17 protein-coding genes are annotated in these 20,243 nt (G+C 50.7%); 9 read left to right on the top strand and 8 right to left on the bottom strand.

Annotated elements, in window-relative coordinates:
• Positions 1-14: 14 nt before the first annotated feature.
• From ACM5QY_RS22230 to ACM5QY_RS22205, 6 genes are all read right to left on the bottom strand, one after another.
• Positions 15-347, bottom strand: a complete 333-nt coding sequence (locus tag ACM5QY_RS22230) for a cytochrome o ubiquinol oxidase subunit IV (protein WP_013576648.1) — start codon at positions 345-347, stop codon at positions 15-17.
• Positions 347-961: a cytochrome o ubiquinol oxidase subunit III gene (locus tag ACM5QY_RS22225; RefSeq protein WP_195814313.1), complete on the bottom strand. Its 615-nt coding sequence runs from the start codon at positions 959-961 to the stop codon at positions 347-349. The genes ACM5QY_RS22230 and ACM5QY_RS22225 overlap by 1 nt, the downstream gene beginning before the upstream one ends.
• The gene (gene cyoB, locus ACM5QY_RS22220) at positions 951-2,942 is read right to left on the bottom strand and encodes a cytochrome o ubiquinol oxidase subunit I (RefSeq protein ID WP_416122707.1); all 1,992 of its coding nucleotides are present in this window, start codon (positions 2,940-2,942) and stop codon (positions 951-953) included. Before cyoB ends, ACM5QY_RS22225 begins: the two co-directional genes overlap by 11 nt.
• A gap of 3 nt (positions 2,943-2,945) precedes the next feature.
• On the bottom strand, positions 2,946-3,905 hold the full coding sequence (cyoA, locus tag ACM5QY_RS22215) for a cytochrome o ubiquinol oxidase subunit II (protein WP_416122706.1): 960 nt from the start codon (positions 3,903-3,905) through the stop codon (positions 2,946-2,948).
• Positions 3,906-4,340: 435 nt separating this feature from the next.
• Complete coding sequence (gene ampG / locus ACM5QY_RS22210; protein ID WP_416122705.1) at positions 4,341-5,819, bottom strand: muropeptide MFS transporter AmpG; 1,479 nt, start codon at positions 5,817-5,819, stop codon at positions 4,341-4,343.
• A gap of 147 nt (positions 5,820-5,966) precedes the next feature.
• Complete coding sequence (locus ACM5QY_RS22205) at positions 5,967-6,545, bottom strand: lipoprotein (protein WP_416122704.1); 579 nt, start codon at positions 6,543-6,545, stop codon at positions 5,967-5,969.
• A 330-nt stretch (positions 6,546-6,875) separates the two neighbouring features.
• Between ACM5QY_RS22205 and bolA the strand changes: the two genes are divergently transcribed.
• The 9 genes from bolA to ACM5QY_RS22160 all read left to right on the top strand — a co-directional run bounded on the left by bolA (position 6,876) and on the right by ACM5QY_RS22160 (position 17,583).
• Complete coding sequence (gene bolA / locus ACM5QY_RS22200) at positions 6,876-7,190, top strand: transcriptional regulator BolA (RefSeq protein ID WP_416122703.1); 315 nt, start codon at positions 6,876-6,878, stop codon at positions 7,188-7,190.
• A gap of 447 nt (positions 7,191-7,637) precedes the next feature.
• Positions 7,638-8,942, top strand: a complete 1,305-nt coding sequence (gene tig / locus ACM5QY_RS22195) for a trigger factor (RefSeq protein ID WP_416122702.1) — start codon at positions 7,638-7,640, stop codon at positions 8,940-8,942.
• A gap of 417 nt (positions 8,943-9,359) precedes the next feature.
• On the top strand, positions 9,360-9,983 hold the full coding sequence (gene clpP / locus ACM5QY_RS22190; RefSeq protein WP_104923067.1) for an ATP-dependent Clp endopeptidase proteolytic subunit ClpP: 624 nt from the start codon (positions 9,360-9,362) through the stop codon (positions 9,981-9,983).
• A 206-nt stretch (positions 9,984-10,189) separates the two neighbouring features.
• A complete protein-coding gene (gene clpX / locus ACM5QY_RS22185; RefSeq protein ID WP_104923066.1) occupies positions 10,190-11,464 on the top strand; it encodes an ATP-dependent protease ATP-binding subunit ClpX in 1,275 nt (424 codons plus the stop codon).
• 190 nt (positions 11,465-11,654) lie between these two features.
• Entirely contained in the window at positions 11,655-14,009 is a 2,355-nt protein-coding gene (lon, locus tag ACM5QY_RS22180; protein ID WP_416122701.1) for an endopeptidase La, read from the top strand.
• Between the two features lie 216 nt (positions 14,010-14,225).
• Positions 14,226-14,501 (top strand): nucleoid-associated protein HU-beta, encoded by a 276-nt coding sequence (gene hupB / locus ACM5QY_RS22175; protein WP_013576637.1) that lies wholly within the window; start codon positions 14,226-14,228, stop codon positions 14,499-14,501.
• Positions 14,502-14,666: 165 nt separating this feature from the next.
• The gene (gene ppiD / locus ACM5QY_RS22170) at positions 14,667-16,547 is read left to right on the top strand and encodes a peptidylprolyl isomerase (protein WP_416122700.1); all 1,881 of its coding nucleotides are present in this window, start codon (positions 14,667-14,669) and stop codon (positions 16,545-16,547) included.
• A gap of 138 nt (positions 16,548-16,685) precedes the next feature.
• Positions 16,686-17,063, top strand: a complete 378-nt coding sequence (locus ACM5QY_RS22165; protein WP_416122699.1) for a ComEA family DNA-binding protein — start codon at positions 16,686-16,688, stop codon at positions 17,061-17,063.
• A 118-nt stretch (positions 17,064-17,181) separates the two neighbouring features.
• Complete coding sequence (locus ACM5QY_RS22160; RefSeq protein ID WP_416122698.1) at positions 17,182-17,583, top strand: YbgC/FadM family acyl-CoA thioesterase; 402 nt, start codon at positions 17,182-17,184, stop codon at positions 17,581-17,583.
• A gap of 71 nt (positions 17,584-17,654) precedes the next feature.
• On the opposite strand, the gene queC is transcribed toward ACM5QY_RS22160, so the two are convergent.
• Both queC and ACM5QY_RS22150 read right to left on the bottom strand, forming a co-directional pair.
• The gene (gene queC / locus ACM5QY_RS22155) at positions 17,655-18,353 is read right to left on the bottom strand and encodes a 7-cyano-7-deazaguanine synthase QueC (RefSeq protein WP_416122697.1); all 699 of its coding nucleotides are present in this window, start codon (positions 18,351-18,353) and stop codon (positions 17,655-17,657) included.
• Positions 18,354-18,450: 97 nt separating this feature from the next.
• On the bottom strand, positions 18,451-20,163 hold the full coding sequence (locus tag ACM5QY_RS22150; protein ID WP_416122696.1) for an SgrR family transcriptional regulator: 1,713 nt from the start codon (positions 20,161-20,163) through the stop codon (positions 18,451-18,453).
• Between the last annotated feature and the right edge of the window lie 80 nt (positions 20,164-20,243).

The raw sequence follows: 20,243 nt of genomic DNA, 5'->3' as shown, positions 1-20,243 counted from the left end.
TGCAGCTCGGCTCTTTAACTGACCATCATATTGAGGTTGAGGTTATACATAATCCACAATGAGCCCACAACGACGATAAAGATAATCACAGCGGTGAACAGAAGCGCCACCAGGTTCCAGCGCTCTTCCGACGACGTATTCATGTGCAGGAAGAACACCAGATGGACAACGATCTGGATAATCGCGGATGCAACCACGGTACCCAGAATCAGTGAATGTGATGCTGTGTCAGTCATGACCATAGCAAACGGGATCACCGTCAGGATAACCGACAGGATGAAGCCAATTGCATAGGACTTCAGGCTGCCGTGGCTTGCACCACCATGGGAAGTAGCAGAATGACTCATTACATCGCTCCCATCAGATAAACAACGGTAAATACGCAGATCCACACCACGTCCAGGAAGTGCCAGAACAAGCTCAGGCACATCAGGCGGGTTTTGTTAACGTCTGTCAGGCCGCGACGTGCAACCTGAACCATCATGGTCAGGATCCAAATCAGACCACAGGTCACGTGCAGACCGTGGGTCGCCACCAGGGCAAAGAAGCCTGACAGGAAACCGCTGCGCTGCGGGCCAAAGCCTTCAGCAATCAGGTGATGGAATTCATAGAGTTCCATCCCGATGAAGCCTAAACCGAACAGGAAAGTCAGGAACAACCAGCCGTTAACGCCGGCTTTGTTCCCTTTGTTCATGGCCAGCATTGCAAAGCCATAAGTGATACTACTGAACAGCAGGCAGAAGGTTTCTACCAGCACGAACGGCAGTTCAAAAATGTCTTTACCAGAGGGACCGCCAGCGGTCCCGTTAACCAGTACTGCATAGGTTGCGAACAGGCTCGCAAACAGGATGCAGTCACTCATCAGGTAGATCCAGAAGCCGAAGACTTTGGTTGCACCTGCGTCGTGGTGCCCATGCTCAGCATGGGCCTCATCGTGGTGAGTCAGAGTATCAGTTGCCATGTTTCACACCTGCTTTACGGATTTGTTCATAATGTTGGTTCTCAATACGTTCCACTTCTTCAACGGGCACGTAGTAATCAACATCTTCGTCGAAGCTTTTCGCAATCCAGGTCGCAGCCAGCGCGATGAAACTCACTGCCGCCAGCCACCAGATATCCCAGATTAATGCGAAACCACAAACCAGACTCAGCATAGCGATGATGAAACCGGCGCCGCTGTTACGTGGCATATGAATCGGTTCATATTTAGCAGGCTGTTTGTAAGCGGTGCCTTTCTCTTTCATGTCCCAGAACTCATCGCGGTCGTGAATTTGCGGCACGATAGCGAAGTTGTAGAACGGAGGAGGAGAAGAGGTTGCCCACTCCAGCGTACGCGCACCCCACGGGTCACCGGTCAGATCACGGTTCTGGTCACGGTCGCGAACAGAAACGAAGATCATGATCAGCTGGCACAGGATACCGATAGCAATCAGTGCAGCACCGCACGCAGCAACAACCAGCAGCGGGTGGAACTCAGGGTCGATATTCTGGCTGACGCGACGGGTCATCCCCATGAAGCCCAGTGCATACAGTGGCATGAACGCAACGAAGAAACCGATGATCCAGAACCAGAATGAACGCACACCCCATTTTTCGTTCAGCGTAAAGCCGAAGGATTTAGGGAACCAGTAAGTCAGACCCGCGAAGCAACCGAAGACCACACCACCGATGATAACGTTGTGGAAGTGAGCAATCAGGAACAGGCTGTTGTGCAGCACGAAGTCAGCACCCGGAACCGCCAACAGAACGCCGGTCATCCCACCCACAGAGAAGGTGATGATGAAGCCAACGGTCCACAGCATTGCGGCGTTGAGTGTGATACGGCCCTGATACATGGTGAACAGCCAGTTGAAGATTTTTACCCCGGTTGGGATAGAAATGATCATCGTCATGATGCCGAAGAAGGCATTGACGTTAGCGCCTGAACCCATGGTGAAGAAGTGGTGCAGCCAAACGATGAACGACAACACGGTGATGGCGATGGTTGCCCATACCAGTGAGGTGTAACCGAACAGACGTTTTTTGGAGAAGGTCGCGGTAACTTCCGAGAACACACCAAAGACTGGCAGAACCAAAATGTACACTTCCGGATGGCCCCAGGCCCAAATCAGGTTGATGTACATCATCATGTTGCCGCCCATATCATTCGTGAAGAAATGGGTGCCCAGATAACGGTCTAAGGTCAGCAGTGCAATAGTCACGGTCAGAATCGGGAAGGACACGATAATCAACACGTTGGTGCACAGTGCGGCCCAGGTAAATACCGGCATTTTCATCAGCGGCATACCAGGAGCGCGCATCTTCAGGATGGTCGCAAAGAAGTTAACACCGGTCAGCAAGGTACCAATACCAGATATCTGGAGACTCCAGATCCAGTAATCGACCCCGACACCCGGACTGTATTCCTTACCGGACAACGGCGGATAGGCCAGCCAGCCAGTCTGCGCGAACTCACCGACACCCAGAGAGATGTTGATCAGGACCACAGCAGCAGCGGTGAACCAGAAGCTGACGTTGTTCAGGAACGGGAATGCCACGTCGCGTGCGCCGATTTGCAAAGGAACGACGACGTTCATCAGACCGATGACGAAAGGCATTGCCATGAAGAAGATCATGATCACGCCGTGCGCGGTAAAGATTTGGTCGTAGTGATGAGGTGGCAGGAAGCCCGTTTCACCCGCAGAAGCAAGCACCTGCTGGCTACGCATCATGATGGCATCGGCAAAGCCACGCAAGAGCATGACGAAAGCCAGAATGATGTACATGATACCTAATTTTTTGTGGTCGACGGAGGTCAGCCACTCGGTCCACAGATATTTCCATTTGCCGAAATAGGTGATGCCGGCAACGACTGCCAGACCACCCAGAATTATCGCGGCAACGGTGACCATGATAATCGGTTCATGATACGGAACCGAATCAAGCGTTAATTTTCCGAACATCGTTTATTCCTCGGCTCCGGCTGCGTGAGACTGTCCACCCATATCCATGCCTTTCATGTCGCTGCCTGCAGGCATTGGCATGGTATGACCTTCTGGCGCGGCCTTCATGTCATGCATGGAGTATTTGCCAATGATTTCTTTGAACAGACCCGGTTTAGCAACAGAGAAGTATTCGACCGGGTTGTCGATGCTCTGTGCAGCCAGTTTATTGAAGTCATCGGTGGTTGCCAGCTGGTTCGGTGCACTCTTCACTTTCGCTACCCAGGTGTCGAAATCGGCACGGGTTGGGGTCGCGATGGCGTTGAACTTCATTCCTGAGAAACCGCGGCCGCTGAAGCTTGCTGAGATGCCTTTATAGGTACCGGCTTCATTTGCAATCAAGTGCAACTGAGTCTGCATACCGGCCATCGCATAAATCTGTCCGCCGAGCTGAGGAATGAAGAACGAGTTCATTACAGAGTCTGAAGTGACTTTGAACTGAACAGGCACATCTTTAGGAATAACCAGTTCGTTAACGGTCGCGATGCCCTGTTCCGGGTAAATGAATAACCATTTCCAGTCCAGAGAAACGACTTCAACCGTCATCGGTTTTTGGTCAGTCACGATTGGCTTGAACGGGTCAAGCGCATGGGTGGTTTTCCAGGTAATCGTTGCCAGAATGGCAATGATAATAATTGGAACTGTCCAGACGACGGCTTCAATTTTGTTGGAGTGGGACCAATCAGGACTGTACTTTGCATTGGTATTGGAAGCTCGATACTTCCATGCAAATGCAAACGCCATGATAATAACTGGGATAACGACGATCAGCATTAAACCAATCGCTGTTAAAATCAGCGTTCTCTGCTCAAGTCCAATTGCTCCCTTGGGATCCATCAATGCCGTATTGCAGCCGCTCAACATTACCGCGGAGGCAAATAAGGACAACATCCCAATACTTTTATTGTATTTCTTAAGTCTCATCTAACGACCTCAATAACTAGGGCTCTATTGTCGCTTCAGGTGTGCGGGCATTTTACGGGAAGGTTGCAGGACTGTAAACACGCTTAAACAAGTGTCAAAGGGCTGTTGACACTTTATGTTAACGCAGTCACACATGTCACGGATCGTGACAATTTACAGTGGGCAACAATATGTTGCGTATGGATTTTTTTCTATAGTGATGAAAAACAAGGGGTGATACATTTTTAAATATTTATGGCCGTCCGTAATCCCGACGATAGGTTTAATTAATGTTAAATTAATGTAGGAACCAAGTGAAATAAAACGCACAAAAAGAACCGAGTAAAAATTATCCCAACAAATATAATTTTTACTGAATTTAATTTATTGGACGATATTTATAGATCAATTGTTAAATGAAATTCGCCATTCACTTTCATAATGAATGGCGGTAAATCAGGAACGTGCAGTGCGGCGCAGCGAGAGAAAATCGAGTAAACTGCCCAAAACAATACCGATCAGACAAACAAAAACACCGGCCTCCAGCAGCGTTCCGGCAACACCGTGCCATGACACCCAGCCTAAACTGTTCACAATCAGCGTCACCAGCCACACGACCAGAAGCAAACTTCCGCCCAGCATACAGCGCAGTGCCCAACGGTAAGGTTTGGCGAAATGAATGCGTGGCAGGAAAGTGTCTGTTTTCTGGGTGTATTCGAGCGTCTGGCGGCAAACGGCCAGCAGCAGCAGTCCCGGAACTCCGGCAACAATCGAGAAAAGATAGAACCACGGCCAGCCATAAGCTTCCACGAACCAGCCGGCGATCGGGCCAACGTACACACGGCCAACCGCAGAAAGTGCCGAGAGCAGGGCGAACTGCGTGGCGGAAAACGAGCGATTGCACAACGTCATCAGCAGGGCCACGAATGCCGCCGTTCCCATGCCGCCGCACAGATTTTCGAAGAAAATCGCCGTGCCCATCGTAATCAGATCTTTGTCGGTAATGGCGAGGATCCAGTAACCCGCGTTTGAAACGGCCTGTAAAATGCCAAACAGCATCAGCGCGCGGAACAAACTCAGGCGCTGCATCAGCATTCCGCCAAAAAGCGCGCCAATAATCGTCGCTATCAGGCCGAACGTTTTGTTCACCAGCCCGACTTCCCCGGCGTCAAACCCGACACCGCGGATTAAGAATGTGGTGCTCAGGCTGCCTGCAAACGCATCGCCCATTTTGTACATCACGATCAGAAGCAAAATCAGCCACGCGTTGTTGCGACCAAAGAAGTCTTTCAGCGGTGCCACGACGGCCATTTCAATGCTGCGCGGTGCAGGCTGAGAATTTTGCGGTTCCGGAGATATCAGTGTGGCGAAAACGCCCATCAGCATCAGCACCGCCATCAGCCAGTACATGTGCTGCCAGCCGAGATACCGATCTGCCAGCCATAACGCCAACCCGCCGGAAACCAGCATCGCCAGACGATAGCCCAGCACGGAAACCGCAGCACCGTTACCGCGTTCTTCAGGCGGCAGTAAATCCGTTTTATACGCGTCGAAAACGATGTCTTGTGAAGCAGATGCAAAGGCAATCAGTACGGCCAGCGCCGCCAGCCAGAACAAATCTTTACCGGGATCCATAAAGCCCATAGCGAAAATCGCTGCGACCAGTAGCAACTGCGTCAGGATCAGCCAGCCACGTCTGCGCCCGAGAAATGATGGGGTATAGCGGTCCATCATCGGAGACCACAGGAATTTGAACACGTAGGCCTGACCGACCAGCGAGAAGATACCAATAGTTTTCAGATCGACATTTTCGACGGTCATCCACGCCTGCAATGTGCCGGAGGTCAGCGCCAGCGGTAAGCCGGAAGCAAAACCCAGAAGCAGCAAAATGAGGGTATTGCGTTGCGTGAAAATCTTAAAGTATTGACTGATCATGAAAATATGTTCCTGCGAACCGGTGAGAGAGTGGCGCACGGGCATCATAAAGGAAGCGGGGAGAATAAAGGAAGGAATGGTTGCTTTGAAAAAGTATTCTGCCCGGACAGGCCGGGCAGAATCACTCACACAGTCTTCAGCCAGGGCTTATCGGGCGTTAGCCTTGATGAAGTCACTGATGCTGGTGTCGGCGGCCATGTCGCTGATGACATCACCCAGCGTGGTGTTAACCGCATTGGTGATTTTGGCGTTGGTGGCGGAAAGCGCGCCCTGAACGTTGTACGTTGAGCGGTAGTTCTTCACCTGCTTGCTGCCGTTTTTCGCGGTAGCGATGATAGAGATATCGGCTTTGGTGGTGATGTTGTAACGCAGGTTACCTTCCTGAACATCCGCATACAGATTATTGACGACAATCTGCAGATCGACAGCACCGTCAGCACCGACCATGTAACCACGGGCAGTCATTTGTTTTTCCAGTGATTCCTGCAACAGGAAACGCAGATCGCGTGATGGCGTCAGGGAAATCAGCTGGCCGTCACGGTTAACTTTGGCAAGCGCCTGATCCTGGCGCTGGTCAGCCCCGTTGATACTAATAGTAATACCCTGAAGCGTTGGATCTTGTGAAGGCAGAACAATTTTCGGGGAAACATCCAGCGTGTTAGTGCTGGTGGCGCATCCGGCCAGCATGAACAGTGCCAGCACAGGGAAAATGATTTTTTTTAACATGTGTGTTTTCTCAATATTAATAAAGGAGTAGTGCTCAAAATTTTGCCGACATCATAACATCGGCATTTGCGGGTGGAAGTCCCAACAATCTCTAAAAATGGATATTTAGCGTTTTTTTTCAGCAAGCAGGCAGTATCACCGACTCCTGCGTAGCGAAGCCGCATTTTCTTTGACAGACTGACCGCCATTTTTATCAATCAACGGCATAAATTTTTTAATGTGATTAACGTAGAAGCTGTAAAGCAGCCTATTATTTAAAGGTAGAGTGTTAAGCAGATAGACGTACCAGACAGGCGCAGTTCTCGGCAGAAGCGGTATGAGGAGATTGCTATGATTCGTGAGCAAATAGAAGCAAAATTAGCTGAGGCATTCGACCCTGCGTTCCTGGAAGTGACTGACGAAAGCTATCGTCATAATGTACCGGCAGGCTCAGAAAGCCATTTCAAAGTCGTGATGGTGTCAGATAAATTCGTCGGCGAACGCTTCCTGGCGCGACATCGTGCCATCTACGTGCGTTTAACGGAGGAACTGGCGGGCAGCGTGCACGCACTGGCCCTCCATACTTACACGCAAAAAGAATGGGAGGGGTTGCAGGATACGGTTCTCGTTTCACCGCCATGTCGCGGTGCGGGAACAATGGCCTGATAGCCACGATCTGATTCACAAAAGGCACAAATATCGGCATTTGATACGGTAAAACTGGAACTTTCCTGACCAGATGCGGTATTAGTAGTGGCGAATTTCAAGAAACGGCCTGCGGGCCGTTTTTGTTTTTCCGCAGACAGGCAAACGACAAGGTGGTTTACGCCTTTGCATTGACCGCATTTTTCGAAGGATCGAGTCCCGTGTGAGTTTCCCTCGCGCGCGCAGAGATACCGTCCTCGACTCAGTGCGCATGCGTCGCTATAATGTCGCGTCTAATTTTTCCGGAATGGTTTCGGACGCTCTCGAATACAGGGCTACGTTCTGATAACAGAACTGTCCCGGTTCTTAGAAGTCGTTTTCAAGGTAAGCTTGCGCGTTTGTGCTTCTCATCTTGAGAACGACTTCTGGAGTTGACCGAGCACTGTGATTTTTTTTTGAGGTAACAAGATGCAAGTTTCTGTTGAAACCACTCAAGGCCTTGGGCGCCGCGTAACGATTACTGTTCCTGCTGAAAGCATTGAAAAAGCAGTGAGCAGTGAACTGATCAACGTCTCTAAAAAAGTACGTATTGACGGCTTCCGTAAAGGCAAAGTACCCAGCCACATCATCGAACAGCGTTACGGCGCGTCAGTCCGTCAGGACGTACTGGGTGATGTGATGCAACGCAATTTCGTTGATGCGATCATCAAAGAAAAAATCAATCCAGCTGGCGCACCTAACTACATCCCGGGTGAGTACAAGCAGGGTGAAGACTTCACTTTCTCCGTAGAATTTGAAGTGTACCCGGAAGTTGAGCTGAAAGATCTGGAAAACATCGAAGTTGAAAAACCGGTCGTTGAAGTTAACGATGCTGATGTTGATACCATGCTGGAAACTCTACGTAAGCAACAAGCTGACTGGAAAGAAACTGACGCTGCAGCGACTGCTGAAGACCGCGTTACCGTTGATTTCTCCGGTTCTATCGACGGTGAAGAATTCGAAGGCGGCAAAGCCTCTGATTTCGTACTGGCTATGGGCCAGGGCCGCATGATCCCAGGCTTCGAAGACGGTCTGGTCGGTCACAAAGCCGGTGAAGAATTTACCATCGACGTAAACTTCCCGGAAGATTACCACGCTGAAAACCTGAAAGGTAAAGCGGCTAAGTTCGCGATTACCCTGAAGAAAGTTGAAGAGCGTGAGCTGCCAGAACTGACGCCAGAATTCATCAAACGTTTCGGCGTGGCTGATGGTTCTGTTGAAGGTCTGCGTGCTGAAGTGCGTAAAAACATGGAACGCGAACTGAAAGGTGCTGTCCGTAACCGCATCAAAACTCAGGCAATCGACGGTCTGGTCAGCGCTAACGAAATCGACGTGCCTTCTGCACTGATCGACGGCGAAGTTGACGTTCTGCGTCGCCAGGCTGCACAGCGTTTTGGTGGCAACGAAAAACAAGCACTGGAACTGCCACGCGAATTGTTCGAAGAGCAAGCTAAGCGCCGCGTCGTTGTCGGTCTGCTGTTGGGTGAAGTGATCAGCCAGCACGAACTGAAAGCTGACGAAGATCGCGTGAAAGCACTGATCGAAGAAATGGCTTCTGCGTACGAAGATCCACAGGAAGTTGTTGAGTTCTACAGCAAAAATAAAGAGCTGATGAACAACATGCGTAACGTCGCGCTGGAAGAACAAGCGGTCGAAACTCTGTTGTCTAAAGCGAAAGTGACTGAAAAAGCCACAACCTTTACTGAGCTGATGAACCAAACTCAACCTGCATAATCTGATTGCACGTTGCTGAACTTGTTTACAGGTTCTACGCTGAAGCCCGCAGTTTTTACTGCGGGCTTTTTATTTCCTGAAAATCAGATATTTTTGTTTTTGGCTGTTGTTTTTGCACTATATTTATCACTATAAGGCACAGCTCACGTAGACCTGTTCATTCCATTTCACCAATATGGCCTTTCATCCACCCGGTCGGGGTGAAAGAGAAAAGAAATTTTACGTCAGGCTTGAAAAAAGGGGGTAAATCCCCCAATTGATAATGACGAACCCATGTAAATTTGCAGTTAAAATCTGACTGATAACGACCGTCAGACGTGTAAATGGCGACTTGGCCGCTTGAGCATAGTCATGTGTGCCTATCTCAAGTAGAATCGGTTTTAAATAGCGCCAAACAGAATCTATTAGGAGACGGTTATGTCATACAGTGGTGAAAGAGAGCAATTTGCACCAAACATGGCGTTGGTACCCATGGTGGTTGAGCAAACTTCACGGGGCGAACGTTCATACGACATCTTCTCCCGTCTGCTCAAGGAACGTATCATCTTCCTGACCGGCCAGGTCGAAGACCATATGGCTAACCTGATTGTTGCCCAGATGCTGTTCCTGGAAGCAGAAAGTCCGGAAAAAGACATTTACCTTTATATCAACTCACCGGGTGGCGTGATCACGGCGGGGATGTCGATTTACGACACCATGCAGTTTATCAAGCCAGACGTCAGCACCATTTGTATGGGCCAGGCCTGTTCAATGGGCGCGTTCCTGCTGACTGCCGGTGCTGAAGGCAAGCGTTTCTGCCTGCCAAACTCCCGTGTGATGATTCACCAGCCGCTGGGTGGTTTCCAGGGCCAGGCGACAGATATCGAGATCCACGCGAAAGAAATTCTGAAAGTGAAATCCCGCATGAATGAGCTGATGGCGAAACATACGGGCAAATCTCTTGAAGAAATAGAGCGTGACACCGAACGAGATCGTTTCCTGTCTGCTAATGAGGCTGTAGAGTACGGGTTAGTCGATTCCGTATTTACCCATCGCGCCTGACGGCTTATTTCTGCCGGGCTGATGGTCTATAGTTATACTCATACGGATGTCTCAGGGGCAGCGTTTGCTGATCTAAACGAACGTTGCCCACTTTGAGTGATAACGGGAACGAACAGACATCAGCCAATCATGCGGCTGTTGTGTAATAGGGTCGTGCCGTGGTGTTTACTACGCTTCGGGACTGATATTAAAGAAGAGGTTTACTGATGACAGATAAGCGCAAAGACGGTTCAGGAAAGCTGCTGTACTGCTCTTTTTGCGGCAAAAGCCAGCATGAAGTTCGTAAGCTGATTGCCGGGCCGTCAGTGTATATCTGCGATGAATGTGTCGACTTATGTAATGACATTATTCGCGAAGAGATCAAAGAAGTCGCGCCACACCGTGAACGCAGTGCATTACCGACACCGCATGAAATTCGTCAGCACCTTGACGATTATGTTATCGGCCAGGAGCCTGCGAAGAAAGTGCTGGCAGTGGCAGTTTATAACCACTACAAGCGCCTGCGGAATGGCGATACCAGCAACGGTATCGAATTAGGCAAGAGCAACATTCTGCTGATCGGGCCGACCGGTAGCGGTAAAACGCTGCTGGCTGAAACCCTGGCGCGTTTCCTGGATGTGCCATTTACTATGGCCGATGCCACTACGCTGACCGAAGCCGGTTATGTGGGTGAAGATGTCGAAAACATTATCCAGAAACTGTTGCAGAAATGTGATTACGACGTCCAGAAAGCGCAACGCGGTATTGTTTATATCGATGAAATCGACAAGATTTCCCGCAAGTCTGACAACCCATCGATCACACGTGACGTGTCCGGTGAGGGTGTTCAGCAGGCGCTTTTGAAACTGATTGAAGGGACCGTGGCTGCCGTGCCTCCGCAAGGCGGCCGCAAACACCCTCAGCAGGAATTCCTGCAGGTTGATACCTCGAAAATCCTGTTTATCTGTGGTGGTGCATTTGCCGGCCTGGATAAAGTGATTGGTCAGCGTATCAATACCAATACCGGTATCGGCTTTGGTGCAGAAGTGAAAGGCAAAGAGCAGAAAGCAACAGAAGGTCAGTTGCTGGCGCAGGCTGAACCGGAAGATTTGATCAAATTTGGTCTGATCCCTGAGTTCATTGGTCGTTTGCCTGTCGTTGCAACACTGAGCGAACTGAATGAAGAAGCGCTGATTCAAATTCTGAAAGAGCCGAAAAATGCACTGACGAAGCAATATCAGGCATTATTCAATCTGGAAGGCGTTGAACTGGAATTCCGTGATGAAGCGCTGGTGGCGATTGCGAAGAAAGCCATGAACCGTAAAACCGGTGCCCGTGGTTTGCGTTCAATCGTTGAAGCCGCATTGCTGGATACGATGTATGATCTGCCATCGCTCGACGATGTGGAGAAAGTGGTCATTGATGAATCCGTGATTGCGGGCCAGTCAGAACCTCTGATGATTTATGGCAAACCAGAAGCACAACAGGCATCTGGCGAATAATTAGCCAATCTATCCAGAGAGTTAGCCACGAAATGGGGGATTTAGTCCCCATTTTTTTTTCGCACATTCTTATCGTTGAATGTCGGACATTCATCCCCATATACTCAGTTAACGACTTGCTGAAACCCGTCTGACTCGTGTTTCACGAGATTTCCTTAACCTGGCGGAAGCTAAACTAAGAGAGAGCTCTATGAACCCTGAGCGTTCTGAACGCATAGAAATCCCCGTATTGCCTCTGCGCGATGTGGTGGTTTATCCGCACATGGTGATCCCGTTGTTTGTTGGCAGGGAAAAATCGATTCGGTGCCTCGAAGCCGCGATGGATCACGACAAAAAAATCATGCTGGTGGCGCAGAAAGAAGCGTCAACCGATGAGCCGGGCGTTAACGATCTCTTCTCCGTGGGTACGGTAGCCTCAATATTACAAATGCTGAAGCTCCCGGACGGCACTGTAAAAGTGCTGGTGGAAGGGTTACAACGCGCGCGTATCACTACGCTTTCTGACAGTGGCGAGCATTTTGCTGCCCAGGCGGAATACCTTGAATCTCCGGCCGTGGATGAACGCGAGCAGGAAGTTCTGGTTCGCACCGCGATTAATCAGTTTGAAGGCTACATCAAACTGAACAAAAAAATCCCGCCGGAAGTGCTGACATCACTTAACAGCATTGAAGATGCCGCACGTCTGGCTGACACCATCGCTGCACATATGCCGCTGAAACTCGCTGACAAACAATCCGTGCTGGAAATGTTTGATATCACCGAGCGTCTGGAATATCTGATGGCGATGATGGAATCGGAAATCGACCTGTTGCAGGTTGAGAAACGCATTCGTAATCGTGTCAAAAAACAGATGGAAAAAAGCCAGCGCGAGTACTATCTGAATGAGCAAATGAAAGCGATTCAGAAAGAACTTGGCGAAATGGACGACACGCCAGATGAGCATGAGGCGTTAAAACGCAAAATCGAAGCGGCGAAAATGCCGAAAGAAGCGCGTGAAAAAACCGAAGCTGAGCTGCAAAAGCTGAAAATGATGTCGCCGATGTCCGCCGAAGCCACCGTAGTGCGTGGTTATATCGACTGGATGCTTCAGGTGCCCTGGAATGCCCGAAGCAAAGTGAAAAAAGATTTGCTCAAAGCCCAGGAAGTTCTGGATACCGATCACTTTGGCCTCGAACGTGTCAAAGACCGTATTCTTGAATACCTTGCGGTGCAGACGCGCGTCAGCAAAATCAAAGGGCCAATCCTGTGTCTGGTCGGGCCTCCGGGTGTGGGTAAAACCTCACTGGGCCAGTCCATCGCGCGTGCGACGGGCCGTCAGTATGTACGTATGGCGCTGGGTGGTGTACGTGATGAAGCGGAAATTCGCGGTCACCGTCGTACCTACATCGGTTCTATGCCGGGCAAACTGATTCAGAAAATGGCGAAAGTTGGGGTGAAAAACCCGCTGTTCCTGCTGGATGAAATCGATAAGATGTCATCTGACATGCGCGGCGACCCGGCTTCAGCGTTGCTGGAAGTGCTGGATCCTGAACAGAACGTGGCGTTCAATGATCACTATCTGGAAGTCGATTACGACCTGTCAGATGTGATGTTTGTGGCGACCTCGAACTCAATGAACATTCCTGCACCGCTGCTGGATCGTATGGAAGTGATCCGTCTTTCCGGTTATACCGAAGACGAAAAACTGAACATCGCCAAACAGCACCTGCTACCGAAACAGCTTGAACGTAATGCGCTCAAGAAGAACGAACTGACCGTTGATGACAGCGCGATTATCGGCATCATCCGTTTCTATACCCGTGAAGCGGGTGTACGTAGTTTAGAACGTGAGTTGTCTAAACTTTGCCGAAAAGCGGTCAAACAATTGCTGATGGATAAAAACCTCAAGCACATTGAGATCAACGGTGACAACCTGAAAGATTTCCTGGGCGTGCAGAAGGTCGATTACGGCCGTGCTGATACCGAAAACCGTGTGGGCCAGGTAACCGGTCTGGCGTGGACCGAAGTGGGTGGCGAACTGCTGACCATCGAAACGGCCTGCGTACCGGGCAAAGGAAAGCTGACCTATACCGGTTCTCTGGGCGAAGTCATGCAGGAATCTATTCAGGCTGCGCTGACCGTTGTGCGATCACGTGCGGACAAATTGGGTATTAACCCTGACTTCTACGAAAAACGTGATATTCACGTTCACGTACCTGAAGGGGCAACGCCAAAAGATGGTCCAAGTGCGGGTATCGCGATGTGTACCGCGCTGGTGTCTTGTCTGACCGGTAACCCGGTGCGGGCAGATGTCGCAATGACCGGTGAGATCACCTTACGTGGTCTTGTTCTGCCCATCGGCGGTTTGAAAGAAAAACTGCTGGCAGCGCATCGTGGTGGCATCAAAGTGGTGCTGATCCCCGATGATAACAAACGCGATCTGGAAGAAATTCCGGCGAACGTGCTGGCAGATCTTGAAATCCACCCGGTTAAACGCATTGATGATGTTCTGAACATTGCACTGCAAAATCCGGCTTATGGCGCGTTACCGGTTGCTGCAAAATAGTGACCTCGACTTACACAGTTGAATAAAACTCAGGCTGGCAGGTGAAATCTCACTTGCCAGCTTTTTTTTGTGCCGTTAAGTTAGTCAGCTGTCAGAAGGTTTCAGGCTGCTTTCAGTCGCTTGCATAGCCCTGACAAGATTGATATAACAGCAGCGCGGTCACGTCCGTAGGGAAAATGCGCCGTGATGATCGAATTTTAAGAGGGGATGAAAAGAGTGAATAAGTCACAATTGATCGACAAAATTGCTGCCGGTGCTGATATTTCTAAAGCCGCAGCGGGACGTGTTTTGGATGCTGTTCTTGCATCCGTGACTGACACCCTGAAAGCTGGGGATGAAGTCGCTCTGGTTGGTTTCGGTACTTTCTCAGTGCGTGAACGTTCAGCACGTACCGGCCGTAACCCACAGACCGGTAAAGAAATCAGTATTGCAGCGGCTAAAGTACCTGGCTTCCGTGCAGGTAAAGCGCTGAAAGATGCCGTTAACGGTTAATTACCCGCTGACTGACGTCGAAACTGTGTGAGATGCATCACTGATGCTTTTTCATTCAGGTCTGGTTGTTAAACAATAACCTGACGTCATCGGGCTGGTAAGGTAAGATACAAGGCGCATCGAAAACGGTGCGCTTTTTTTATTACAGCGGAGTGTTGCCTCACTATGATGGACAATTTACGCGCGGCTTCCAATAACGTCGCGCTCAAAATCATTCTGGCCCTGATTATTCTGTCCTTTATTTTGACAGGGGTGGGCAACTACCTGGTCGGCGGTTCAGGCGACTATGCAGCGAAAGTGAATGGTCAGGAAATCGGGCGTGCTCAGTTAGAGCAGGCGGTGCAAAATCAGCGCAGCCGGTTACAACAACAGCTCGGCGATCAGTTCTCTGCGCTGGCAGGCAGCGAAGGTTATATGCAGCAGCTGCGTCAGGAATCCCTGAGCAACCTGATTGACGTCACTTTGCTGGAACAGTATTCCAAAAAATTAGGCTTTACCGTCAGCGATCAGCAGATCAAAGACGCGATTTTTGCGACCCCACAATTTCAGACTGATGGCCGTTTCGATAATGCTAAATATCTGCAAAGCATCCAGAGCATGGGTTACACCGCGGATAATTTTGCACAACTGATGAAACGTCAGTTGATCAGCCAGCAGCTCGAACAAGCCTTCGGTGAATCTGATTTTATTATGCCAGCTGAAAGCAAATCGCTGGGTGAGCTGATCCTGCAAAGCCGCGATGTACAAACGGCAACGCTGGACACAGACGCGCTGGCGGCGAAGCAGCAGGTTACTGACGCTGAGTTACAGGCTTTCTACGATCAGAACAAAAACAACTTTATTTCCCCTGAGCAGGTGAAGATCAGCTACATCGAAATGGATGCAGCGGCGATGCAGGGTAAAACGGATGTCACTGACGCGGATATCAGCGCGTACTACGATCAGCACAAGAGCGAATTCGGCCAGCCGGAGCGTCGTCGCTACAGCGTTATCGTCCTGAAAACTCAGGCTGATGCAGACGCGGTGGCGGCAGAACTGGCTAAAGGCACTGATTTTGCTCAACTGGCAAAAACCAAATCCACCGATGCATTGAGTGCCAAACAAGGCGGTGATTTGGGCTGGATGGAACCTGAAACCACTCTGCCAGAATTTAAGAGCGCAAATCTGACCACGAAAGGTCAGGTATCTGGCGTGATTAAAGCTGACAGCGGCTTCTTCATCTTGCGTCTTGACGACGTGACGCCTGAGCAAGTTAAACCGCTGGCTAACGTGCGTAACACCATCACCGATAAGCTGAAGCAGGAAAAATCGCTGGATGCCTACTACGCGCTGCAACAAAAAGTCAGCGAAGCAGCCACCAATGATAACGAGTCTTTAGCCTCTGCTGAGCAGGTTGCCGGCACTAAAGCAGTCCATACCGACTGGTTCACTCAGAATCAAATTCCGGCGGGCATTAATTTCAAACCTGTTGTGCAGGCGATTTTTGAAGGCGGTCTGATTGGGCAGGCCGGTTCACCAGGCAGCAACTCAGATATCATCACTGTAGACGGCGATCGCGCCTTTGTAGTGCGTGTCGATGCGCATAAAGCCGAAGGGGTGAAATCGTTCGCTGACGTGAAAGATCAGGTGACGGCGCTGCTTAAACGCCAGAAAGCACAAGATCAGGCGCGTGTTGATGGTGAGAAACTGCTGACCGCTCTGAAAGGGGGCAAAGGCGATGACGCGATGAAAGCCGCCGGTCTGAGCTTTGGAGCGGTACAGAAAGTACAGCGCAGCCAGCAGCCTTCTGCGTTCGAAGAAAACGTCTACGCGTTACCTCATCCGCAAAAAGACCAACCGGTTTATGGCCTGTCGCAGGATGCCAAAGGTAACAGCGTTCTGGTCAAACTGACCGGCGTGACGCCTGGCGTTATTCCTGAAGCTGATGTCGCACGTTTCACGCAGGAGATGCAACAAACTTCCGCAAATGTGACCTTTGATGCGTTGCTGACAAATCTGCGTCAGGAAGCAAAAATCAAATACGGTTCAGCCGCACAAAACCAGTAAACGCCGCAAAGTTTTGCAACGCGTTGCAACAAACAAAGGCCGCTTTCGCGGCCTTTTCCATTTTTGAAAGTTGCCCATTGTTCGCGGTTTCGCCCTGATGCACTCTCTCCGTGCTGTCAAACACATGGAGGATACAGCATGAAAAAATTAGGCATTACTTCACTTTCGTTGGCTCTGGGGCTTTCTACTTTACCGGTGATGTTACAGGCGGCACCGAATGCCACCAGCAGCGTGGCGACCACCACCGCTGCACCTGTAACGGCAGCGGGCAAAGTCTCAGGCCCGCAGGTGAAAAAGGAACAGGTGGCGGTTACAGATGAAAGTACCGTCAACATCAATACGGCTACAGCGGAAGAGTTTGCCAAAGTGATGAATGGCGTAGGGATGAAAAAGGCGCAGGCCATTATCAGCTACCGCGAAGAACTCGGGCAATTCACCGACGTCGAGCAACTACGCGAAGTGCCGGGGATCGGTGCTGCACTGTTCGAACGTAACAAGGACCGTCTGAAACTGTGACGGATGTCGCGGCGGCAATTCCCCAACGGTTGCCGCCGTTTTCTTCTGCTAATCTCTAAAGACATCTGACCAGTTAGGTTTTGTGCCTCAGGCGTTTATCAGGAGTTTTTCAACCACTATGCATACGTTTATTAAAGTTCGCGGTTTTCACATCGACGTTTACCAGCACGTTAACAATGCACGTTATCTTGAATTTCTTGAGACAGCGCGCTGGGAGTGGCTGGATAACCAGTCCGGTTTCCAGTGGATGAGCGAAAACAAAATCGCTTTCATCGTGGTGAATATCAACATCAATTACCGTAAACCTGCGGTGCTCGGCGATGTTCTGCGTATCGACAGCAGTTTGCAGCAACTGAACGTGCGCAGCGGGGTTCTCGAACAGGTGGTGACCTGTGAAGGCGAAGTGGTTGCAGATGCGACGCTGACGTTCGTGTGTATCGATCTGCGGACACAAAAAGCCTTGCCGCTGGAAGGTGAGTTACTGGAGAGATTGCGCGAGCTGGAACTGGAAAATGACTGAGCCAACGCCGCAAAGTTAAAACAAAAACGGGTGGCTTCAGGCCACCCGTCATGCAATTCTGCCGTCTGCCGTTAGCGCAGACCGGTTTTCTTTTTCAGGCTGGCGATAACGCCGTCTTTATCCAACTGGAATTGCTGCAGGCCATTGGCGCGTAAATGACAGGCGGCACATTCGCCACAACCGTCACCCGCAATACCGTTGTAGCAGGTCAGCGTTTTATGGCGTACTAAATCCAGTTGCTGATAATAATCCGCCAGCGCCCAGGTTTCGGCCTTATTGAGCCACATCAGCGGGGTTTCAAAACGCACATCGCGCGCCAGACCCAGCGAGACTGCGGTATTCAGCGCTTTCACGAACTCATCACGGCAATCCGGATAACCGGAGAAGTCAGTTTCACACACGCCGGTAATCACCGCTTCTGCCTGAATCTGATAAGCGTAAATCGCGGCCAGTGTCAGGAACAAAATATTGCGGCCGGGAACGAAAGTACTCGGCAGGCCGCCGTTATTTTCGTCACCAAAGTTTGGAACGGGGATGTTATCGCGCGTCAGGCTGCTGACCGCCAGTTCATTCAGCAAACCCACATCCAGCACTTTATGCGCGCGGGCACCCAATTCAACGGACAGCTTTTGTGCAATTTCGATTTCAGCGCGATGGCGCTGCCCGTAATCAAACGTGACGCAGTGGACTTCGTCATAGTGCTTCAATGCCTGAATCAGACAGGTTGTTGAGTCTTGTCCGCCGCTAAAAACCACCACTGCTCTTTTCATTCTGTTTACCTGTATTCCGAGACCGACTGCGCCCGGCGCAGCAAAATTGGGTTAATGGTACTTTTCTTTATCGTCAGAGTGTAGTTAAACAGCTCCTTCACGTGTTTTCCGATAACAACGGTGGCGGAACCCAGGCCTGACAAAAATCAAACCAACCCCATGCCGTGAGCTGGACACCGCTGATGCGCGGCGGCGCGCTGACCTGATACTGATAGTTGAACAAAGGCGTCACGATCCCGTTTTGCATCCACTGATAAAAATGATCGCGCAGTTCATCGGCGCGGCGTTTTTCGTGCGGGATTTGCTGAATGTGGGCAAGACGCTGTTGCTGATTGCGCAAATCATCTTCCCGCAAAATTTCTGGCCAGAGAGGATCCTGCTGTAACCAGTTTTCCAGTGTGGCTTCAGGCGATTCACCGATGAGACGATCGCCGAGCAGTAAATCGGCAGCTTTAAGCTTTTCGACGTCTTCCCACAAACGCCCCTCGTGATAAACAATCTCCAGCGTACAGCCCTCATCGGCCAGTTTTTGCTGCAAAGCCTGAGCGACCAGTTCAAATTCCACCGGAGGATGGAACAGGAGCCTCAGCCTTTCCGGCAGGGGAACGTCGGTATCGTCATGCAAAGGAATGGGCCAGCCCGGCAGCATTTCTTTGCTGGCTTTTACCAGGTCGTGATCAATGGGAAGATTATCCAGCATGCCGCTGCACTGAATCAGCCGGACAATTTTTCTTGCCTGAGCTTCATTCAGAACGCCCCGCCGCAGATTGGTGGCGATATAACAAAACCCCAGACTGGTGCTGCGCCTGACCGGTTTGACTCGCGACAGTTCTTCCTCTTCGCCCAGAATGATCCTCACCGGATGCTGGCAGCTCACATTATTTTTTTGCGCGAAGAGCTGCGGCGTGATCCAAAATTCAATCGCGGCGAGATAAGGGTGTTGCAGGGTGTAAAGCGTATGTTGTTCCAGCCTGACCAGTTCGGGGGAAAAATGCGTCAGCCGGAACGGACCTGCGCCGATGTGCGGATTTTCAGGATGGGAAAGCAGGCAATTGAGATCGGCAAACCGGTGCGCCAGCCAGTAATCAGGTGTATCGAGATCGAATTGCAGACACTGTGCATGTGGCTGGGACAGGCGGTTCACCGAAGCCAGAGAGTGTTTTCCTCGCGCTGAATGGCGTAATTGCTCAAAGCGGGCCAGCAGTTGCGCTGTTTTCAACGGTTCTCCGTTGTGCCAAAAAAGCTGACTGCGCAGAAAGAACTGCCAGGTCTTGCCGTCATGACTGATTTGCCAGTGATGCGCCAGATCCGGCTGCGGCACCGGGTTTCCGGGGACAAAATGCGTCAGGCCCGCATGAATTGTATGCGCCAGATGTTGCTCCGCGCGGCCGGTCAGCGTCAAGGGATCGAGTAACTGAAGAGGGCGGTAATACGGGATCCGTAGCGTGGGTGAATCTTCCTGCCATTGTCCGCCAAGATGTGGCGCGAGCAGGGTATTGAGGTGTGCGGGATCCAACTGGCTGAGCCGCAAAGCCGCCGAGTGTTCGCCGTTTTTAAGCAACTCCTGCAAATATGCACCGCGTAAATCCTCGGGCGATTTAAGACAGCGTAACGACGCACGTTTTCCCCGGCCTGATTGCGAGTGCCAGTCTATCCAGCCCGCGTCCTTAAAATGGCTCAGCAAATTGCGCGTGTGGCGTTCACTGCAACAGAAAATTCCGGCCAGTTCGCTCACCGTGAGCAAAACAGGTTCCTGCCCGGTTTTTACGTGCAGACGCTGATACTGATTAAGCCGGTTTTGCAATCGCATCGGAAATACGGAACCTTATTTTTCAGGTGTGAGTTTTACTTCAGCATATCGCAGACTTTTGCCGCTGGCTCGCGGCTGAA

Origin of the sequence: Rahnella sp. PCH160 (assembly GCF_047784855.1) — a bacterium.
Taxonomy (GTDB): Bacteria; Pseudomonadota; Gammaproteobacteria; order Enterobacterales; family Enterobacteriaceae; genus Rahnella.
Note: the sequence above shows the minus strand (reverse complement) of the source record. Positions and strands in the feature narration are given on the sequence as shown.

Coding starts and splice junctions, on each gene's coding strand:
- ampG (WP_416122705.1), bottom strand. CDS start 5,819: ATGATCAGTCAATACTTTAAGATTTTCACGCAACGCAATACCCTCATT.
- ACM5QY_RS22160 (WP_416122698.1), top strand. CDS start 17,182: ATGCATACGTTTATTAAAGTTCGCGGTTTTCACATCGACGTTTACCAG.
- lon (WP_416122701.1), top strand. CDS start 11,655: ATGAACCCTGAGCGTTCTGAACGCATAGAAATCCCCGTATTGCCTCTG.
- cyoB (WP_416122707.1), bottom strand. CDS start 2,942: ATGTTCGGAAAATTAACGCTTGATTCGGTTCCGTATCATGAACCGATT.
- clpX (WP_104923066.1), top strand. CDS start 10,190: ATGACAGATAAGCGCAAAGACGGTTCAGGAAAGCTGCTGTACTGCTCT.
- clpP (WP_104923067.1), top strand. CDS start 9,360: ATGTCATACAGTGGTGAAAGAGAGCAATTTGCACCAAACATGGCGTTG.
- ppiD (WP_416122700.1), top strand. CDS start 14,667: ATGATGGACAATTTACGCGCGGCTTCCAATAACGTCGCGCTCAAAATC.
- tig (WP_416122702.1), top strand. CDS start 7,638: ATGCAAGTTTCTGTTGAAACCACTCAAGGCCTTGGGCGCCGCGTAACG.
- ACM5QY_RS22225 (WP_195814313.1), bottom strand. CDS start 961: ATGGCAACTGATACTCTGACTCACCACGATGAGGCCCATGCTGAGCAT.
- ACM5QY_RS22150 (WP_416122696.1), bottom strand. CDS start 20,163: ATGCGATTGCAAAACCGGCTTAATCAGTATCAGCGTCTGCACGTAAAA.
- ACM5QY_RS22165 (WP_416122699.1), top strand. CDS start 16,686: ATGAAAAAATTAGGCATTACTTCACTTTCGTTGGCTCTGGGGCTTTCT.
- ACM5QY_RS22230 (WP_013576648.1), bottom strand. CDS start 347: ATGAGTCATTCTGCTACTTCCCATGGTGGTGCAAGCCACGGCAGCCTG.
- queC (WP_416122697.1), bottom strand. CDS start 18,353: ATGAAAAGAGCAGTGGTGGTTTTTAGCGGCGGACAAGACTCAACAACC.
- bolA (WP_416122703.1), top strand. CDS start 6,876: ATGATTCGTGAGCAAATAGAAGCAAAATTAGCTGAGGCATTCGACCCT.
- ACM5QY_RS22205 (WP_416122704.1), bottom strand. CDS start 6,545: ATGTTAAAAAAAATCATTTTCCCTGTGCTGGCACTGTTCATGCTGGCC.
- cyoA (WP_416122706.1), bottom strand. CDS start 3,905: ATGAGACTTAAGAAATACAATAAAAGTATTGGGATGTTGTCCTTATTT.